Raw genomic sequence first — 17,456 nt, 5'->3', positions numbered from 1 at the left:
CCGAGCGAACGAAACCTGTTGGGAGTTTCACATGGCAAACGCCTCCAGCACTTACCGGAAGGCACTTGAAGGCCACCAGCAACCGAAAAAGGTTCTGGTGAAAGTCGATCGTGTTACCAAGAAGTTCGACGAAACCACGGCAGTGGACGATGTGTCCCTGGAGATCCACCAGGGCGAAATCTTTGCCCTGCTCGGTGGCTCCGGTTCGGGCAAATCGACCCTGCTGCGCATGCTCGCCGGTTTCGAGCGGCCAACCGAAGGGCGGATTCTGCTCGACGGTGTGGACATCACCGACATGCCGCCGTACGAGCGGCCGATCAACATGATGTTCCAGTCCTACGCGCTGTTCCCGCACATGACCGTGGCGCAGAACATTGCCTTCGGCCTCAAGCAGGACCGTTTGCCCGCCAGCGAAATCGACGCCCGCGTCGAAGAGATGCTGCGCCTGGTGCACATGACCCAATACGCCAAACGCAAACCCCATCAGCTGTCCGGCGGCCAGCGCCAGCGCGTTGCCCTCGCCCGCTCGTTGGCCAAGCGTCCGAAGCTGTTGCTGCTCGACGAGCCGATGGGCGCGCTGGATAAAAAACTGCGTTCGCAGATGCAGCTGGAACTGGTGCAAATCATCGAGCGCGTCGGCGTGACCTGCGTGATGGTGACCCACGACCAGGAAGAGGCCATGACCATGGCCGAGCGCATCGCGATCATGCACCTCGGCTGGATCGCCCAGATCGGCAGCCCGGTGGACATCTATGAAGCGCCGGTCAGCAGAATGGTCTGCGAATTCATCGGTAACGTGAACGCCTTTGACGGCACCGTGGTGGAAGACCTTGAAGGTCACGCGATCATCCACAGCCCGGACCTGCAGCAGAAGATCTACGTCGGCCACGGCGTCAGCACGTCGGTGCAGGACAAGTCGATCACCTACGCGATCCGTCCGGAAAAAATGCTCGTCAGCACCATCAAACCCGAAGTCCGCTACAACTGGTCCGAAGGCAAGGTGCATGACATCGCCTACCTCGGCGGCCACTCTGTGTTCTACGTCGAGCTGCCGGGCGGCAAGATCGTCCAGTCGTTCATGGCCAACGCCGAACGCCGTGGCGCGCGTCCGACCTGGGACGACAAGGTCTACGTGTGGTGGGAAGACGACAGCGGCGTGGTACTGCGCTCATGAGAACCTTCAATCAGCAATTCCTGCGCCTGGTGCCCAGCGGGCGAAAGTTCGTCATCGGCATCCCGTTCATCTGGCTGTTCCTGTTCTTCATGCTGCCGTTTTTCCTGGTGATGAAGATCAGCTTCTCGGAAGCCGCGCTGTCGATCCCGCCGTACTCGGAGATCTACACCTACGCCGAACAGAAATTCCAGCTGATGCTGAACATCGGCAACTACACCATGCTCGGCGAAGACGAACTGTACCTGTCGGCCTACCTCGGTTCGCTGAAAGTCGCGGCGCTGAGCACGATGATGTGCCTGGTGATCGGTTTCCCGATGGCCTATGCGATCACCAAGGCGAGCAAGGAAGCGCAAAACGTCCTGCTGCTGTTGATCATGATGCCGACCTGGACCGCGATCCTGATCCGCGTTTACGCGTGGATGGGCATCCTCAGCAACAACGGTCTGCTCAACGCGTTTCTGATGTGGACCGGGCTCACCGATCACCCGATCGAGATCCTCAACACCAACACCGCGGTGTATATCGGCGTGGTGTATGCGTACCTGCCATTCATGGTGCTGCCGCTGTACGCCAACCTGGTGAAGCACGACGGCAGCCTGCTGGAAGCCGCGTCGGATCTGGGGTCGAGCAACTTCAACAACTTCTGGAAAATCACCGTGCCGCTGGCCAAGAACGGGATTATTGCCGGTTGCATGCTGGTGTTCATTCCGGTGGTCGGTGAGTTCGTGATCCCGGAACTGCTGGGTGGCCCGGAGACGCTGATGATCGGTCGCGTGCTGTGGCAAGAGTTCTTCAATAACCGCGACTGGCCGGTGGCGTCTGCGCTGGCGGTGGTGATGCTGTTGATCCTGATTGTGCCGATTCTGCTGTTCAACCGCAGCCAGGCCAAAGAGATGGAGGCACGGGGATGAAACGCTTCGGTTTTTCCAAGTTCATGTTGATCTTCGGCCTGATATTCATTTATCTGCCGATGTTGATTCTGGTGATCTACTCGTTCAACGCCTCGAAACTGGTGACGGTGTGGGGCGGCTGGTCGGTGAAGTGGTACGTCGGCCTGCTCGACAACACGCAACTGATGGGCTCGGTGGTGCGCTCGCTGGAAATCGCCTGCTACACCGCCATCGCTGCAGTGGCGTTGGGCACCCTCGCCGCGTTCGTTCTTACACGAGTGACGCGCTTCAAGGGGCGCACGCTGTTTGGCGGTCTGGTCACCGCGCCACTGGTGATGCCTGAGGTGATCACCGGTCTGTCGCTGTTGCTGCTGTTCGTGGCGATGGCGCAGTTGATCGGATGGCCGCAGGAGCGTGGCATCGTCACGATCTGGATCGCCCACACCACGTTTTGTGCCGCCTATGTGGCGGTGGTAGTCTCCGCCCGCCTGCGTGAACTGGATCTATCGATCGAAGAAGCCGCGATGGATCTGGGGGCCAAGCCGTTCAAGGTGTTTTTCCTGATCACCATTCCAATGATCGCGCCGTCGCTGGCAGCGGGCGGGATGATGTCGTTCGCCCTGTCGCTGGATGACCTGGTACTGGCGAGCTTCGTCTCCGGCCCGGGCTCGACCACGCTGCCGATGGAAGTGTTCTCGGCGGTGCGCCTGGGCGTGAAACCTGAGATCAACGCGGTGGCCAGCCTGATTCTGCTGGCGGTGTCGCTGGTGACCTTCCTGGTCTGGTACTTCGGCCGCAAGGCAGAAGCCAACCGCAAGAAGGCGATTCAGGAAGCGATGGATCAGACGGCGAATGAGTCGTGGCAGCAGCCGCAACGCGCCGCGACTGCCTAAGCAAACACGAGGAACACTGTGGGGAGGGGATTTATCCCCGATGGGTCGCGAAGCGGCCCCAATCCAGGCACTTGAGTTGTATCAGAAACACCGCATGCAATGGTTCGGCGACTGCTTCGCAGCCGATCGGGGATAAATCCCCTCACCACAGCAAGCTCCCTCGCCACAGGTTTTACGCACACCCGGTTTATGTTTTTGAATAAAAAGAATGGAGTTGTACCGATGAAAATGTTTGGCAGGACTCTGCTGACACTGTCCTTAATGGGCGCAATCGCCACGGGCGTCCAGGCCAACGACAAGGTGCTGCGTGTTTACAACTGGTCCGATTACATCGCGCCGGACACCGTCAAGAAGTTCGAAGACGAGACCGGTATCCAGGTGACCTACGACGTGTTCGACAGCAACGAAACCCTTGAGGCGCGTTTGCTGGCGGGCAAATCCGGCTACGACATCGTCGTGCCGTCCAACAGTTTCCTGGCCAAGCAGATCAAGGCCGGGGTCTATCAGCCGCTCGACAAAACCAAGTTGTCGAACTGGAAAAATCTCAACCCGGTGCTGCTGAAAAACGCTGCCGCCAGTGATCCGGACAACGCCCATGCGTTTCCGTATATGTGGGGCTCGATCGGCATCGGTTTCAACCCGGCCAAGGTCAAGGAAGTGCTCGGCGCCAATGCCCCGACCAACTCCTGGGACTTGCTGTTCAAACCGGAAAATGCAGAGAAACTGAAGGCGTGCGGCATCAGCTTCCTCGACTCGCCGACCGAGATGATCCCGGCCGCCCTGCACTACCTGGGCTACCCGGTGAACGACAAGGACAAGGCGCACATCCTCGAAGCCGAAGCACTGTTCATGAAGATCCGCCCGTACGTGGCGTACTTCCATTCCTCGAAGTACATCTCGGACCTGGCCAACGGCAATATCTGCGTGGCGGTCGGTTACTCCGGTGACGTGCTGCAGGCCAAGGCCCGCGCGGTGGAAGCCGGCAACAAGGTGCAGATCGACTACAGCATTCCGAAGGAAGGCGCCGGCAGTTTCTACGACATGGTCGCGATCCCGCGCGATGCAGCGAACGTCGACAATGCCTACCTGTTCATGAACTTCCTGATGCGCCCGGACATCATCGCCGAGATCACCAACAGCAACGGCTACAGCAACGCCAACTCGGCCGCCACGCCGCTGGTGGACGAAGCTATCCGCAACGACCCGGGTTCGTATCCGTCGCAGGCAGTGATGGCGACGTTGTATGCGGTGCCGGATCAGCCGATTGCCACCCAGCGAATCATGACTCGCGGCTGGACCCGGGTGAAGCTCGGTAAATAACCGAATAACCCTGTAGGAGTGAGCCTGCTCGCGATGGCGGCATGTCAGGCAGCAATGATGCTGAATGTGCCGACGTCATCGCGAGCAGGCTCACTCCTACAGTGGATCTGTGTTGTGACACAAAGAACTGATGGTTTTCCGTTCCCGCAGCGCCTTACCACCGCTGCACTCGCATGAACGGCCTCACCTGGCTCCCTCGGCTCAGGTGAATTTCAGGCGCCCTCGGGCGCCTTTTTTTGTGGCTCAGATCAGCGGCCAATCCTGCAGAATCCGGTAGCGGCCCTTGTGCGATTCGAACAGGGCAAATCGCTCGGCACGCAGGAAAAATTCCGGCGGCGTTGGGGATTCCGGCGCCTGCGCGCGAAAATCCCGAGCCAATGTCAGGTGGGGCCTATACTCGCGATTCGCCTCTTCAAAGCCGAACGGCAACATGGCCTGCTCCAGCGCATAGACCAACCGCAACAACGCTTGCGGAGCCTGTTCAGGCGCCAGCGACAACACCCCTGCCTTGTGCCAGACCTGCAGCCGATCCAGCGCAATCCGTAGCGCTTCGCCTGGAGTGCGCACTTTGTCTGCGGCCTCACACACCTCACCTATCTGCGCCAACGGCACCGCCCCGAGAAACAGCAGCGTCAGGTGGAAGTTATCCGCAGGCACCGCTTTGCCGGTGCGCAAACCCAGATCGGCGCGCCACTGAGCGATGGCCTTGCGTTGTGGCGGTGGGCAGTCGAGGGCGAAAAACAGTCGCTTGAACGGTTCATCCCTGCGCGCATCATCGGTCATGGCCCTGCTCCTTCGCTCGTCGATCGGCCGATTCTACACAGCCTTCTCTGACGACTGGCGACACCCGGCTATAGTTCAAGGATTGCCATCGAACCGGAGGTCGCCATGCGCGAGATCCTCAGCAAAGAACCGTGGTGGGCCCGACCACCCTCCCCCGGGCAGGATGAAAGCGAGCTGGAATGGGGCTGGCTGGTGCATTACAGCGAGGGTGAACCGCGTTTCGAATTCGTCCACGAGCGGCCAACGGAAGAGCAAATCCGCAACCGCAAAAGCTGCCGGATCACCCCCTCCCCAGAGTGATCACCCTCCCATGTGGGAGCGAGCCTGCTCGCGAAAGCGGTGGGTCAGCCATGAAGATATAGGCTGTGTTGACGCCATCGCGAGCAGGCTCGCTCCCACAGTATTTATGGCGTACGGACAATCATGGCATCTCAGCAGAACCTGTGGGAGCGTGGCTTGCCCGCGAAAGCGTCCGCACATTCAGCCTCACATTGCCTGACACGCCGCTTTCGCGAGCAAGCCCGCTCCCACACTGGATTTGTGGCGTGCCCATGATCGTCGCCATCCGCAAAACCCTGTGGGAGCGTGGCTTGCCCGCGAAGAGGCCGGCACATTTTGCAAACCCGCTGACTGACACACCGCCATCGCGAGCAGGCTCACTCCTGCACGGAATCTGGTGAGTTTCAGGATTCAAGAATGTTCTTGAAGCCACCAAAGATCATGCGCTGGCCATCAAATCCCATCGGGTTGACGTCTGGTTGCATGCGCGGGTCTTCCATCATTTTTGCCATGCCGGCATCGCGGGTGGCCTTGTCTGGCCAGATCAGCCAGCCGGACGACACCGTCTCGCCCTCCTTGAGTTTTACCGCCATCGGGAATGACGTGACTTTGCCCTCCGGCACGTCATCGCCCCAGCACTGAACCACCTCCTTCGCTCCGTATTCCTTGAACAGTTTCGCGGCGATCTCACAGTGTTTTTTGTACTGTTCGCGATTGGCAGTCGGCACGGGTGCTACAAAAATATCGATGTAAGCCATGATCACTCTCCTTGCACGTCGGGTTCGATCTGCTGGGTAGTCGATTCCGGCGGCCGCCATTCGACACGGTTGACGCCCAGTCCGACCGACGGTTGCTCTGCCCCGCCGAGGCTGCCTTCGACCTGCCCGGCGATATGCAGCGTACCGGCCATGACCCCGGTGGTCGGGTTCTGCAGTAGTTTCAGCCAGGCCTTGTCGAACGTGCTGCCAAGGCTGCTGCGAATCAGCGCTTCGCTGTCGGGCCGGTCACTGGCCTGGATGATCGCGCGGATGCCCGCCACACCGATCGAGATCACCCCGCCGACCAACTTGCCCGCCGCAGCCGCCACGGCACTCGCCGCCCCGCGTGGGGCCATCTCCGCTTCCATCCGCTGGCTGGCGCGCTTGGCAACCGGCGCCATGCCGGCGTCGGTTCCAGCGATGCCCTTGCTGCCGCCCTCGGTGTGAATCTTGTCGATCAGTGCGGCATACGCCGGCAGCGTGTTCAGCGGTTCGGTGCTGACGATCTGATACAGCGAAGCATCCCGTGCGGGCGGCGGCCCGAGGGCGATGGCCGGGACTTTCTGCAGGTGCCCGTAGAGCTGGGCCACCGGCACACCGTAACGCTGGGCGATGAGTGGCATTTGCTTGGCCATCAACTGCGCATAAAACGCCGTGGCCTGACCGAGGATCGCGTCCGGATCGATCTCTACCGCCACCGGCGCCAGCACTCTTTTCTGATATTGCTCAAGCAGATAGGTCGCCAGGCGCTTGGTCGACGCATCCTGTTCGCCGCTGGCGCTGATGGTGTACCAACTGACTTTCATCGACAGCCATTCCTGGGTCCAGTAGCTGCTGAACCACGGAATGAAATTTTCTTCAGTTTGCTCATAGACGCGAATACGCCAATGTTCCATCGAACCTTGGGCAAACACCCTGACCTGCTCGGTGGACCGCTGCGAGGCGCTGACAATGTCGCGGTCGATCTGCTGCCAGGTGGCGGGTGAAACCACCACGGCAGGCGGCGTCACCGGGGCCCGCGCCGAGGAGGCGCAGCCTGCCAGCAGCAACAGTGCGGCGACGCTCAGCGCACGCAGGTTCACGGTGGTGGAGTCCTTGAATGGAGGGAGACAGCATTGAGTATAGGTGTGTCAGTTTCCGGGGATGTTGGCTGTACCGCCGCCATCGCTGGCAAGCCAGCTCCCACAGAGTCCTTCAGTGGCCATGAAGCCAATGAACACCCGAAAACCTGTGGGAGCTGGCTTGCCAGCGAAGAGGCCAGTCAATCCCCCCCTCTCTCAACCATCAACGCCGTCGATATTCACCATCGCCACGATTGCCTTCCGCCCGCCAGCCGGCAGAGGCACGATTCACCCATCCGAGACGCAACGAGGAGTACCCATCATGATTCGCACCATCACCCTCTCCGTGAGCTTCCCGGTGTTCGGCAGCAACTACTACGACCAGCAGGTCGTCTCGCGCAAGACCCAAGCGCTGCTGTTCAACGAAGATTTCGACGATGTGCTGATGCCCGCCGCGAGCAATCACTTCAGCAATGAAGTGGTCGGCATCAACGATCAGTTCCGCTTTCTGAGCGACATACTCGCCACCCATTTGCTGGATCTCGAGGCCACCGCGCCTGCGCATTCCAGCGTCCGGGCGAGCGCTCACTTTTAATTGCCCTTCCCCTGCAGAAAACGCCAAAGGCTGGTTCTGCAGGGGCTTTTAATTCATGAGCCCTTCGCATAACTCTATAGCGAAAATCCGCAAAAACCTTTTCCTCTGATCATGGGTCAGTCTTGAAATGAGACTGGCAAACATGCCGGCGCGCCCGTTTGGGTCATTCAATACCCTGCCGCCTGATAGAGAGGAATTGAAGCATGACGCTTTCCAGACGCAAATTTCTGATCCTGGGCGCCGTAACGGCCGTGGCGTTTGCCATGCCGCCCTTCATCAGCCTCAAGGCCTATGCGGCCAATCTGGAGCAATCGGCCATGAGTAAAGTGACGATTCAAGTCAACGGTAAACCGCAATCCCTGGAAGTCGACAACCGCACCACCCTGCTCGACGCCCTGCGCGAGCACCTGCATTTGACCGGCAGCAAAAAAGGCTGCGATCACGGCCAGTGTGGCGCCTGCACGGTGATCGCCGACGGCCGCCGAATCAATGCCTGCCTGACCCTCGCGGTGATGCAAGACGGCAGCGAGATCACCACCATCGAAGGCCTCGGCATGCCCGACGCACTGCATCCGATGCAGGCCGCGTTCATCAAGCACGACGGTTACCAGTGCGGCTATTGCACGCCGGGGCAGATCTGTTCGGCGGTGGCAGTGCTCAAGGAAATTCGCGATGGCATTCCCAGCCACGTCAGCCCGAGCCTGACCGAAGCTCCACAATTGATCGCCAGCGAATTCCAGGAGCGCATGAGCGGCAACATCTGCCGTTGCGGCGCCTACTCGAACATCATCGAAGCGATCACTGAAGTCGCGGAGGTGCCGGCATGAGAGCGTTCAATTACAGCCGCGCCGACTCCCCCGCCGCAGCCGCTGCACTGGCGGCACAGGTCGAAGGCGCGAAGTTCATCGCCGGCGGCACCAACCTGCTGGACCTGATGAAACTCGACATCGAAACTCCGCCGCACCTGATCGACATCAACCACCTGGGCCTCGACCAGATCGAGGCCACCGCCGAGGGCGGCTTGCGCATCGGCGCGCTGGTGCGCAACACCGATCTGGCCGCCGACACCCGCGTACGCAAGGACTACGCCCTGCTCTCCCGCGCCTTGCTCGCCGGGGCCTCGGGCCAGTTACGCAACATGGCGAGCACCGCCGGCAACCTGCTGCAACGCACTCGTTGCCCGTACTTCTATGACGTCAATCAGGCCTGCAACAAACGCCAGCCCGGCAGTGGCTGCGCAGCGATTGGCGGGGTCAGTCGGCAACTGGGGCTGATCGGCGTCAGCGACGCCTGCATCGCCACCCACCCGAGCGACATGGCGATTGCGATGCGCGCTCTCGATGCACAGATTGAAACGGTCAAACCCGACGGCAGCACGCGCAGCATCGCCATCGCCGATTTTCATCAGTTGCCGGGCAACACGCCGAACATCGAAACCAGCCTCACGCCTGGCGAGTTCATCACTTCGGTAACCCTGCCCGCCCCGGTTGGCGGCACGCACATTTATCACAAGGTGCGCGATCGCTCCTCCTATGCCTTTGCGCTGGTGTCGGTCGGTCTGATCCTGCAAAAGGACGGCAGCGGCCGTGTGGCGGTCGGTGGCATCGCGCCGAAACCGTGGCGGGTCGAAGCCGCCGAAGCATTGCTGCCTAAAGGCGCAAAAGCCGTCAGCGAACGCCTGCTCGACGGCGCTACGCCGACCCACGACAATCAATTCAAACTGACCCTGGTCGAGCGCACGCTCGGCTCGGTGTTGGCGCAAGCGAGGGACGAAGCATGAAATTCGACACGCCCGCCACCACCAATCCGATCGACCAGTTGAAGGTGATCGGCAAACCCACCGACCGCGTTGAAGGCCCGCTGAAAACCAGCGGTCAGGCGCCATATGCCTACGAGCAACATCAGGCTGTGGCGAATCAGGCTTACGGTTTCATGGTCGGCTCGGCCATCGCCAAGGGCCGCATCAGCCACATCGATCTCGACGCTGCCGAAGCGGCGCCCGGCGTGCTGGCTATCGTCACCGCCGCCAATGCCGGCAAGCTCGGCAAAGGCAAATACAACTCGGCGCCGCTGCTCGCCGATTCCGAGGTGCAGCACTATCACCAGGCTGTGGCACTGGTGGTCGCCGAGACGTTCGAACAGGCCCGCGCCGCGGCGCAGCTGGTCAAGGTCGACTATGTCACGGCCAAAGGCGAATTCGAGCTGGCCAACGTGCGCGACCAAGGTGTCGAAGACGACGAGTTGCCCGACGTCACCCACGGCGATTTCGACTCGGCTTTTGCCGCCGCGCCGGTGCAGTTCGACCAGACCTACACCACACCCGACCAGTCCCACGCGATGATGGAACCGCACGCGACACTGGCCGCGTGGAAAGGTGATCAACTGACCTTGTGGACGTCCAACCAGATGATCGCCTGGAGCGTCGGCGACGTCGCCACCACTCTTGGCCTGCCCAAGGAAAACGTGCGCCTGATCTCGCCGTACATTGGCGGTGGCTTCGGCGGCAAACTGTTCATTCGTGCGGACGCGATTCTCGCCGCCCTCGGTGCGCGCCTGGCCAATCGCCCGGTGAAAGTTGCCCTCGCTCGCCCCCAAATGGCCAACAACACCACCCACCGCCCGGCCACGATCCAGCGCATTCGCCTGGGCGCGACGGCGGACGGCAGGCTCAGCGCGATTGCCCACGAAGGCTGGTCGGGCAACCTCAAGGACGGCAAGGTCGAAGTCGCCGCGCAGCCGAGCCAGTTGCTGTACGCCGCCGAGAACCGCCGAGTGACCATGCGCCGGGCGCCACTGGATTTGCCCGAGGGCAACTCCATGCGCGCGCCGGGTGAAGCGCCGGGGTTGATGGCGCTGGAAATCGCCATGGACGAGATGGCCGAGCAGCTCAAGCTCGACCCGATCCAGTTTCGCATCCTCAACGACACGCAGGTCGATCCGGTGAAAACCGAGCGCCCGTTCTCCCAGCGCCGACTGATCGAATGCCTGCAGACCGGCGCGGAAAAATTCGGCTGGAACCAGCGCAACGCCACACCCGGCAGCCGTCGCGAAGGTCGCTGGCTGATCGGCATGGGCGTCGCGGCAGCGATCCGCAATAACCTGTTGCTCAAGTCCGGCGCACGGGTGCGGCTGGAGCACGATGGCAAGGTCTCGGTGGAAACCGACATGACCGATATCGGCACCGGCAGCTACACCATCATCGCCCAGACGGCCGCCGAGATGATGGGCGTGCCGCTGGCGGATGTGACCGTGCGTCTGGGCGATTCAACCTTCCCGGTGTCGTCCGGCTCCGGCGGCCAGTTCGGCGCCAACTGCTCGACCGCCGGCGTCTACGCCGCATGCATGAAACTGCGCGAAGCAGTGGCGACGAAGCTGGGCATGACCGGGGGTGACGTCGAGTTCGCCGACGGTCAGGTAAGCGCCGCCGGCAAGACCCTGCCGCTGCGTGACGCCGCAAAAAATGGCGCCGTCGAGGCCGAGGACAGCATCGAGTTCGCCGACCTTGCCAAGCAGTATCAGCAGTCGACGTTCGGCGCGCATTTCGTTGAAGTGGCAGTGGATGCAGCGACCGGTGAAGTCCGCGTGCGACGCATGCTTGCGGTGTGCGCGGCGGGACGGATTCTCAACCCGAAAGCCGCGCGCAGCCAGGTGATCGGGGCGATGACCATGGGCGTTGGCGCAGCGTTGATGGAGGAGCTGGCAGTGGACAAGCGCCTGGGCTTTTTCGTCAATCACGATCTGGCCGGATACGAGGTGCCGGTGCATGCCGACATCCCGCATCAAGAGGTGATTTTCCTCGACGAGACCGACCCGATTTCTTCACCGATGAAGGCCAAGGGCGTGGGGGAACTGGGGATTTGTGGTGTGAGCGCAGCGGTGGCGAATGCGATCTACAACGCCACCGGGGCGCGGGTGCGCGAGTATCCGATTACGCTGGACAAGATCCTCTCTTCGTTGCCGCCGATGATCTGAAGCAGCTGCACAGAATCGCCCCTCCCTGCGCAGAGAGGGGCGTTCTCCATCACCAGCGATACGTCGCCGATGCCACTGCGGTGCGCGGATTGCCATACAGGCAACGGGTCGCGTCGTAGCAACCGGAGATGTAGTCGTCGTTGGTCAGGTTGGTGACGTTCAGCGCCAGTTTCCACGGCCCGGTCACATAGTGCGCCGAGGCATCGAACACGGTGTACGACGGGATGTTCAGCGAGTTGTCCGCCGCTCCCGGATTGCGTCCGACATAACGTACCCCAGCGCCAAGACCGAAGTTCTTCAACCAGCCGTCATGGAAGGTGTAGTCGCCCCACAGCGACGCCATGTTGCGCGGGATCGGGATGAACGTCGGGGTCTTGCCTTCGCTGACGTCATTGGCCTTGGTGATCTTCACGTCCTGATAGGTGTAACTGGCGATCACGTCCAGCTCACGGCTCATGCTGGCCGTGCCTTCCAGCTCGAAACCTCGGGAGCGGATTTCACCGGTCTGCACCGAGTAATTCGGGTTGACCGGGCCGGGCGTCAGCACGTTGGTCTGGGTGATCTGGAACACTGCGGCGGTCACCGAAGCGTTGGTGTCCTTGGGCGCGAACTTGATCCCGGCTTCGTACTGCTTGGCCTCGGTGGGGTCGAACGGTTTGCCGTTGGCATCCAGACCGGCGTTCGGGGTGAACGCGGTGGAGTAACTGACGTACGGCGCCAGGCCGTTGTCCGCCAGATACACCAGACCGGCACGGCCGCTGAAGGCTTCATCTTTCTGGTTGGTCGTGGTGTGTGCCAGATGATCCTGGGTTTCGCTGGTGGCCCAGTCATAGCGACCGCTGAGGGTCAGGCGCCAGTGGTCGTCGAATTTCAACTGATCCTGCAGGTACAGACCGGTCTGATTCAAAGTCGAATCGATGTTGCTCGGGTAACTTTTGTCCGGGTCGTTGAACACCGAACGGTCGAACGGCACGAATACCGGGTTATACGCATTGACCGGTGCCGCGAGGGCATAGACCTCTTTGTCGGTGGCATCCTGATGCTGGTAATCCAGACCCAGCAGCACCGTGTGATCGATGCCGCCAACGCTGAAATCGGCCTGCGCCTGATTGTCCACGGTCCAGCGTTTGTAGGTGAAGTCGGCGATGCCGGCCCAACGGTCGATGGTCGTCAGCGAGCCTTCCTGGAAGCCGCCGCCGTAGATCATGTTGTCGTTCAGATCGAGGTGCGAATAACGCAGATTCTGCCGCACTTGCCAGGTGTCGCTCAGGCGTTTGGAGAATTCATAACCGAATGAGTACTGGCGCTTTTCGTACTTCTGGAAGTCTTTGTCGGCCTCAAAGATGTTGCGCTTGATGTGGCCGTTGGGGTTGTAGTCGATGGTGCCAGCCGACGGATAGAAACCGTCTCCGGAGTTGCTGTCGTCGTACAGATAACTGGCCAGCAAGGTGAAGCGGGTGTCGTCGTCCGGCGCGAAGGTAATCGACGGCGCCAGCGCCTGGCGTTTGTCCTGCCACGGGGTGTCCTTGATGTCCTGATCGCGCAGCACGCCGACCATGCGGTACGACCACACGCCCTGATCGTCGAGCGGGCCGGTGCTGTCGAAGTTGATCTGCTTGCGCGCATCGGTGCCGTACTGCACGCCGACTTCGTTGGCTGCCACCGCGCTCGGACGCTTGGACACCTGGTTGATCACGCCACCAGGATCACCTTGCCCGTAGAGCACGCCGGCCGGGCCACGCAGCACTTCAACGCGTTCGAGCATGTACGGATCGACCATCCAGCTCGCCAGGTTGATGGTGGTCGGCAGTTGCAGGCTGTCGAGGTAAGTGGTCGGCGAGAAACCGCGAATCACTGTGTACCAGTCCGAACGATTGTTGGCGCCATAGCTCGACACGCCCGGGGTGTAACGCAACGCTTCGTTAACCGACTGCACGCCTTGCGCTTCCATTCGCTCGCGGGTGATGACCGAAATCGATTGCGGGGTTTCGTGGATCGGCGTGCCGGTCTTGGTCGCGCTGATGCTGTTCTGCGCGACGTAGCCGTCAACCGGCCCGAACGGTCCATCGACCACTTCCGGCGCACTGATCGACAGACTGTCGAGTTGCACCTGGCCGGCCCCCGACGGCAATGCCTGCAAGCGGTAAGTCGAACCGACCTGCACGGCTTCCAGACCGCTGCCACTGAGCAGCCGCGCCAGCGCCATTTCCAGGGTGTAGCGACCGTTCAGGCCCGGGGTCTGCTTGCCACGGGTCAGCGCCGGATCGAACGCCTGCGCCACCCCAGCCTGCTCGGCCAACGTACTCAGAGCCACGCTCAGGTCACCGGCCGGCACCGCGAAGGTTTGCACGCGGCTCTGGGCGACACTGGCGTCGTCAGCGACCGCCGGCAGCGCGGCACCGGCGAGAAAGATCGGAAACAGCGCGGCAGCGAGTGGATGCAGCCGGACAACGGGGCGGGTCATGGGTGGATTCCTGGAAGTTGTTTTGGTTTCTCAGGCCATGACGGGTGAGTTCGGGAAAGGGACAGTGGACCGTTGATTTATTTTTTCAGACCACCGAAATTCACTGTAGGAGTGAGCCTGCTCGCGATGGCGGCGTGTCAGTGAAATTGATCTCGACTGACATGACGCCATCGCGAGCAGGCGCACGCCTGCAGGTTTTGTATCGGGTTCAGGATTCGGGTTTGATCAACACCAGCCAATCGGTAAAACGCTGCACGCGGATCGGCAGGTTGGTCTGCAAGGCCGCCAGCGCCGCGTTGCTGTCACCGAGCGGAAACGAACCCGACACTCGCAGTCCGGCCAGCGCCTGCCGATCAAAATGCATGACGCCCGAGCGATATCGCGCCAGCTCATCAAGCACTTCCACCAACGGACGGTCGTCAACCTTGAGCACGCCGCGTGTCCAGCTCGCCGGGTCGCTATGGCCCAGTGACGTCGGGCTGTCGACATGGTCGGCAAACACCGTGGCCTGCTGACCGGCCGCGACACGCACAGCGTTCTCCGGATGCTCGACCGGGCGTGCGGCAATCGCCGATTCCAGTACGGTAACCCGGGTCTGCCCGGCTTCGCGACGCACCAGAAACTGTGTGCCAAGTGCTGTCACGGTGCCGTGCTCGGTGCGCACCACGAATGGCCGCTGCGGGTCCTTCGCCACCTCGACCCACAGTTCGCCGCGCTTGAGATCGATCAGCCGTTGCTGGCCGTCGAAATGCAGGTCCACCGCCGAGTCGCTGTTGAGCTTCAAATGACTGTGATCGGCCAGCATCAAATCGCGCCGCTCGCCCACGGCAGTACGTTGGTCCGCCAGCCACACCGGCCCCTGCCGCACGCCTTGCCACGCCACGCTTGCGGCGATCAGCACAGCCAGGCACGTGCCGGTGCGGCGCAGGGTGCTGCCGCGTTTCGATGTCAGCACCCGGTCAAGGGTCTTGCGCGCGCGGCCCTTGGGCAAGCCGTCAAAACGCCCCCATAACAACGCCAGGCGTGACGCCGCCAGCGCATGACTCGGGTCGGCCTCACGCCATTGGGCGAATGCCTGACGCTGCTGCTCACTGGCCTCGCCGGAATGCAGCAGCGACAGCCATTGCGCCGCTGCGACCACCGTTTCATGACTCGGCTCCGACCCGCTGATCACGGCGCACCGCCATACAACGCGACATAGCAATGCACCATGACCTGAGCGATGTACTGCTTGATCATGCTTTTTGATACGCCGAGATGTTCGGCAATTTCGGCGTGGCTCCAGCCATCCAGACGATTGAGCAGAAACGCCCGGCGCGGTTTCTCCGCCAGACCTTCGAGCAGACGCGCGATGGATTCGAGCAATTCGATGATCTGATGGAAATCTTCCGGGCTGATCGCCGCCGCGTCTTCGCTTTCATGCGCGAGCACCGCCAGATACACCCGCTCCAGCTTGCGCCGGCGCTCGCCATCGATCAGCAGACGAATGGCCGTGGTCGTCAGGAAGGCCCGTGGCTCCTGCAAACGCTCGGGCTCGGCGAGAGTCAGCACGCGGATAAAGGTGTCCTGCGCCAGATCCGCCGCCCGTTGCGAACAACCAAGTTTTTTGCGCAGCCAGTTCTGCAACCAGCCGTGATGGTCGCTGTAAAGCAACGACAGCAACTGATTGCGCGGGGATTGGGCGGAAGGAAAATCAGCGGGCACAGCGGCATCCTGGAGGGGGGCAACCTACATGAATGCGAATATATTTCATTTGGTAACAAGTGTCACTACGCACGAAAAACGCTAGCGCACTTGCATGGGGTACTAGGGGTCAGGGCGTCATTCCGCTTTCTGATACTGCGCATCAGTGACCTGCTCCATCCAGTCCACCACCTTGCCATCGAGCACTTCGGCGATCGCTATATGGGTCATCGCGGTATTCGCCGCAGCGCCGTGCCAATGCTTGGCACCGGGAGCGATCCATACGGTATCGCCAGGGCGAATCTGCCGAACCGGCTGACCCCACTCCTGTACAAAACCGGCGCCGGCGGTGACGATCAACGTCTGCCCCAATGGATGGGTGTGCCACGCCGTGCGCGCGCCCGGCTCGAAGGTCACCGTGGCGCCGCTGACGCGGGCGGCATCGCTGCCCTTGAATGGCGCGTCGACACGCACCGTGCCGGTGAACCAGTCTGCCGGGCCCTTGGCCGAGGGCTGAGAACCGTTGGCGGTGACGATTACACGTGGGACCTGCGCAGTTGCAATTGAATTCATCACAAGACTCCAAAGTTGTACGAGAGCTCCTACAGGGAACTTGCGTCACTTTAACGAGCCAGACTCTTCAGATAATCGACTAGAATTCGAAAAAACTTATGCAGGACACTCATCAATGCTTCGAGAAAACGCCAGTGACCTGCTCGCCTTCCTCGCCGTGGCCCGCGAGCGCAGTTTCACCAAAGCCGCGGCCAGACTCGGCGTCTCGCAATCGGCGCTCAGCCATACCATCCGCGCCCTCGAAGCGCGCCTGGGCCTGCGCCTGCTGACCCGCACCACGCGCAGCGTCTCCCCGACCGAGGCCGGCGAACATCTGCTGCAGACCATCGGTCCGCGCTTCGAAGAGATCGAACTGGAACTGGCCGCCCTGAGCAACCTGCGCGAAACCCCGGCAGGCCGGATCCGTATCAGCGCCACCGACCATTCGCTGAACTGGCTGTTGCGTCCGGTGCTCAAGGAATTTCTGCCCAAGTACCCGGACATCTCCGTCGAGGTGTGCTGCGACTATGGCTTTGTCGACATCGCCGGGCAGGGCTTTGACGCCGGCGTGCGCCTGGGCGAAGACGTGGCACAAGGCATGATCGCCACCCGCATCGGCCCCGACATGCGCATGGCAGTGGTCGGCTCGCCGGCCTACTTCACCAAGCGTGAAAAGCCGCAAACGCCACGGGACCTGACCATCCACGCCTGCAACAACCTGCGCCTGCCGACCAACGGCGGGCTGTACACCTGGGAGTTCGAGAAGGACGGCGAAAGCCTCAAGGTGCGGGTATCCGGGCAGGTCACCCTGAACGGCGTCTACCCGCTGCTCGACGCCGCACTGGACGGTTTTGGTCTGAGCTACATCCCGGAAAACATCGTCGCTCCGTATCTCGCCGACGGGCGTCTGCTGCAAGTGCTGGCAGACTGGTGCCCGACCTTCGCCGGTTATCACCTGTACTACCCGAGCCGACGGCAGGCGGCGCCGGCGTTTGCGTTGTTGGTGGAGGTGCTGCGGTATCGCGGCTGAGT

Annotated in this window: 17 protein-coding genes; 10 read left to right on the top strand and 7 right to left on the bottom strand. The window is 61.6% G+C overall.

Annotation, left to right across the window (positions count from 1 at the left end):
- The first annotated feature begins 31 nt into the window (after positions 1-31).
- The 4 genes from JFU48_RS18565 (at position 32) to JFU48_RS18550 (ending at position 4,277) form a co-directional block, all read left to right on the top strand.
- A complete protein-coding gene (locus tag JFU48_RS18565; protein WP_003226103.1) occupies positions 32-1,174 on the top strand; it encodes an ABC transporter ATP-binding protein in 1,143 nt (380 codons plus the stop codon).
- Positions 1,175-1,203: 29 nt separating this feature from the next.
- Positions 1,204-2,085, top strand: coding sequence for an ABC transporter permease subunit (locus JFU48_RS18560; protein WP_371260449.1), 882 nt, complete (start codon positions 1,204-1,206; stop codon positions 2,083-2,085).
- Positions 2,082-2,957 (top strand): ABC transporter permease subunit, encoded by an 876-nt coding sequence (locus JFU48_RS18555; protein ID WP_201137245.1) that lies wholly within the window; start codon positions 2,082-2,084, stop codon positions 2,955-2,957. The genes JFU48_RS18560 and JFU48_RS18555 overlap by 4 nt, the downstream gene beginning before the upstream one ends.
- Before the next feature lie 222 nt (positions 2,958-3,179).
- Positions 3,180-4,277 (top strand): polyamine ABC transporter substrate-binding protein, encoded by a 1,098-nt coding sequence (locus JFU48_RS18550; RefSeq protein ID WP_201137244.1) that lies wholly within the window; start codon positions 3,180-3,182, stop codon positions 4,275-4,277.
- A gap of 243 nt (positions 4,278-4,520) precedes the next feature.
- Here JFU48_RS18550 and thpR read toward each other — a convergent pair whose 3' ends face one another.
- Positions 4,521-5,060 carry an RNA 2',3'-cyclic phosphodiesterase gene (gene thpR, locus JFU48_RS18545; RefSeq protein ID WP_201137243.1) on the bottom strand — a complete coding sequence of 180 codons (540 nt, stop codon included), beginning with the start codon at positions 5,058-5,060 and terminating at the stop codon, positions 4,521-4,523.
- 105 nt (positions 5,061-5,165) lie between these two features.
- On the opposite strand from thpR, the gene JFU48_RS18540 reads away from it, so the two are divergent.
- Entirely contained in the window at positions 5,166-5,360 is a 195-nt protein-coding gene (locus JFU48_RS18540) for a hypothetical protein (protein WP_103521551.1), read from the top strand.
- Positions 5,361-5,743: 383 nt separating this feature from the next.
- Here the strand turns inward: JFU48_RS18540 and JFU48_RS18535 are convergent, their stop codons facing one another.
- Complete coding sequence (locus JFU48_RS18535) at positions 5,744-6,097, bottom strand: DUF1428 domain-containing protein (RefSeq protein ID WP_201137242.1); 354 nt, start codon at positions 6,095-6,097, stop codon at positions 5,744-5,746.
- A gap of 2 nt (positions 6,098-6,099) precedes the next feature.
- Complete coding sequence (locus tag JFU48_RS18530) at positions 6,100-7,179, bottom strand: hypothetical protein (RefSeq protein WP_201137241.1); 1,080 nt, start codon at positions 7,177-7,179, stop codon at positions 6,100-6,102.
- Between the two features lie 301 nt (positions 7,180-7,480).
- On the opposite strand from JFU48_RS18530, the gene JFU48_RS18525 reads away from it, so the two are divergent.
- The 4 genes from JFU48_RS18525 (at position 7,481) to paoC (ending at position 11,725) form a co-directional block, all read left to right on the top strand.
- Positions 7,481-7,753, top strand: coding sequence for a hypothetical protein (locus tag JFU48_RS18525; protein ID WP_003226119.1), 273 nt, complete (start codon positions 7,481-7,483; stop codon positions 7,751-7,753).
- A 203-nt stretch (positions 7,754-7,956) separates the two neighbouring features.
- Positions 7,957-8,580 carry an aldehyde dehydrogenase iron-sulfur subunit PaoA gene (gene paoA / locus JFU48_RS18520; protein ID WP_103484837.1) on the top strand — a complete coding sequence of 208 codons (624 nt, stop codon included), beginning with the start codon at positions 7,957-7,959 and terminating at the stop codon, positions 8,578-8,580.
- Complete coding sequence (locus tag JFU48_RS18515; protein ID WP_201137240.1) at positions 8,577-9,533, top strand: FAD binding domain-containing protein; 957 nt, start codon at positions 8,577-8,579, stop codon at positions 9,531-9,533. Before paoA ends, JFU48_RS18515 begins: the two co-directional genes overlap by 4 nt.
- Positions 9,530-11,725 (top strand): aldehyde oxidoreductase molybdenum-binding subunit PaoC, encoded by a 2,196-nt coding sequence (gene paoC, locus JFU48_RS18510; RefSeq protein ID WP_201137239.1) that lies wholly within the window; start codon positions 9,530-9,532, stop codon positions 11,723-11,725. The genes JFU48_RS18515 and paoC overlap by 4 nt, the downstream gene beginning before the upstream one ends.
- Positions 11,726-11,774: 49 nt before the next feature.
- On the opposite strand, the gene JFU48_RS18505 is transcribed toward paoC, so the two are convergent.
- The 4 genes from JFU48_RS18505 to JFU48_RS18490 form a co-directional block, all read right to left on the bottom strand.
- Positions 11,775-14,189, bottom strand: a complete 2,415-nt coding sequence (locus JFU48_RS18505; RefSeq protein WP_201137238.1) for a TonB-dependent siderophore receptor — start codon at positions 14,187-14,189, stop codon at positions 11,775-11,777.
- A gap of 208 nt (positions 14,190-14,397) precedes the next feature.
- The gene (locus tag JFU48_RS18500; RefSeq protein WP_177434726.1) at positions 14,398-15,360 is read right to left on the bottom strand and encodes a FecR domain-containing protein; all 963 of its coding nucleotides are present in this window, start codon (positions 15,358-15,360) and stop codon (positions 14,398-14,400) included.
- Positions 15,360-15,893 (bottom strand): sigma-70 family RNA polymerase sigma factor, encoded by a 534-nt coding sequence (locus JFU48_RS18495; protein WP_201137237.1) that lies wholly within the window; start codon positions 15,891-15,893, stop codon positions 15,360-15,362. The genes JFU48_RS18500 and JFU48_RS18495 overlap by 1 nt, the downstream gene beginning before the upstream one ends.
- A gap of 117 nt (positions 15,894-16,010) precedes the next feature.
- On the bottom strand, positions 16,011-16,445 hold the full coding sequence (locus JFU48_RS18490; protein ID WP_003226131.1) for a (R)-mandelonitrile lyase: 435 nt from the start codon (positions 16,443-16,445) through the stop codon (positions 16,011-16,013).
- 115 nt (positions 16,446-16,560) lie between these two features.
- On the opposite strand from JFU48_RS18490, the gene JFU48_RS18485 reads away from it, so the two are divergent.
- A complete protein-coding gene (locus JFU48_RS18485; protein ID WP_201137236.1) occupies positions 16,561-17,454 on the top strand; it encodes a LysR family transcriptional regulator in 894 nt (297 codons plus the stop codon).
- Positions 17,455-17,456: the final 2 nt, after the last annotated feature.

This window comes from Pseudomonas sp. TH49 (assembly GCF_016650625.1).
Lineage (GTDB): Bacteria > Pseudomonadota > Gammaproteobacteria > Pseudomonadales > Pseudomonadaceae > Aquipseudomonas > Aquipseudomonas fluorescens_H.
Note: the sequence above shows the minus strand (reverse complement) of the source record. Positions and strands in the feature narration are given on the sequence as shown.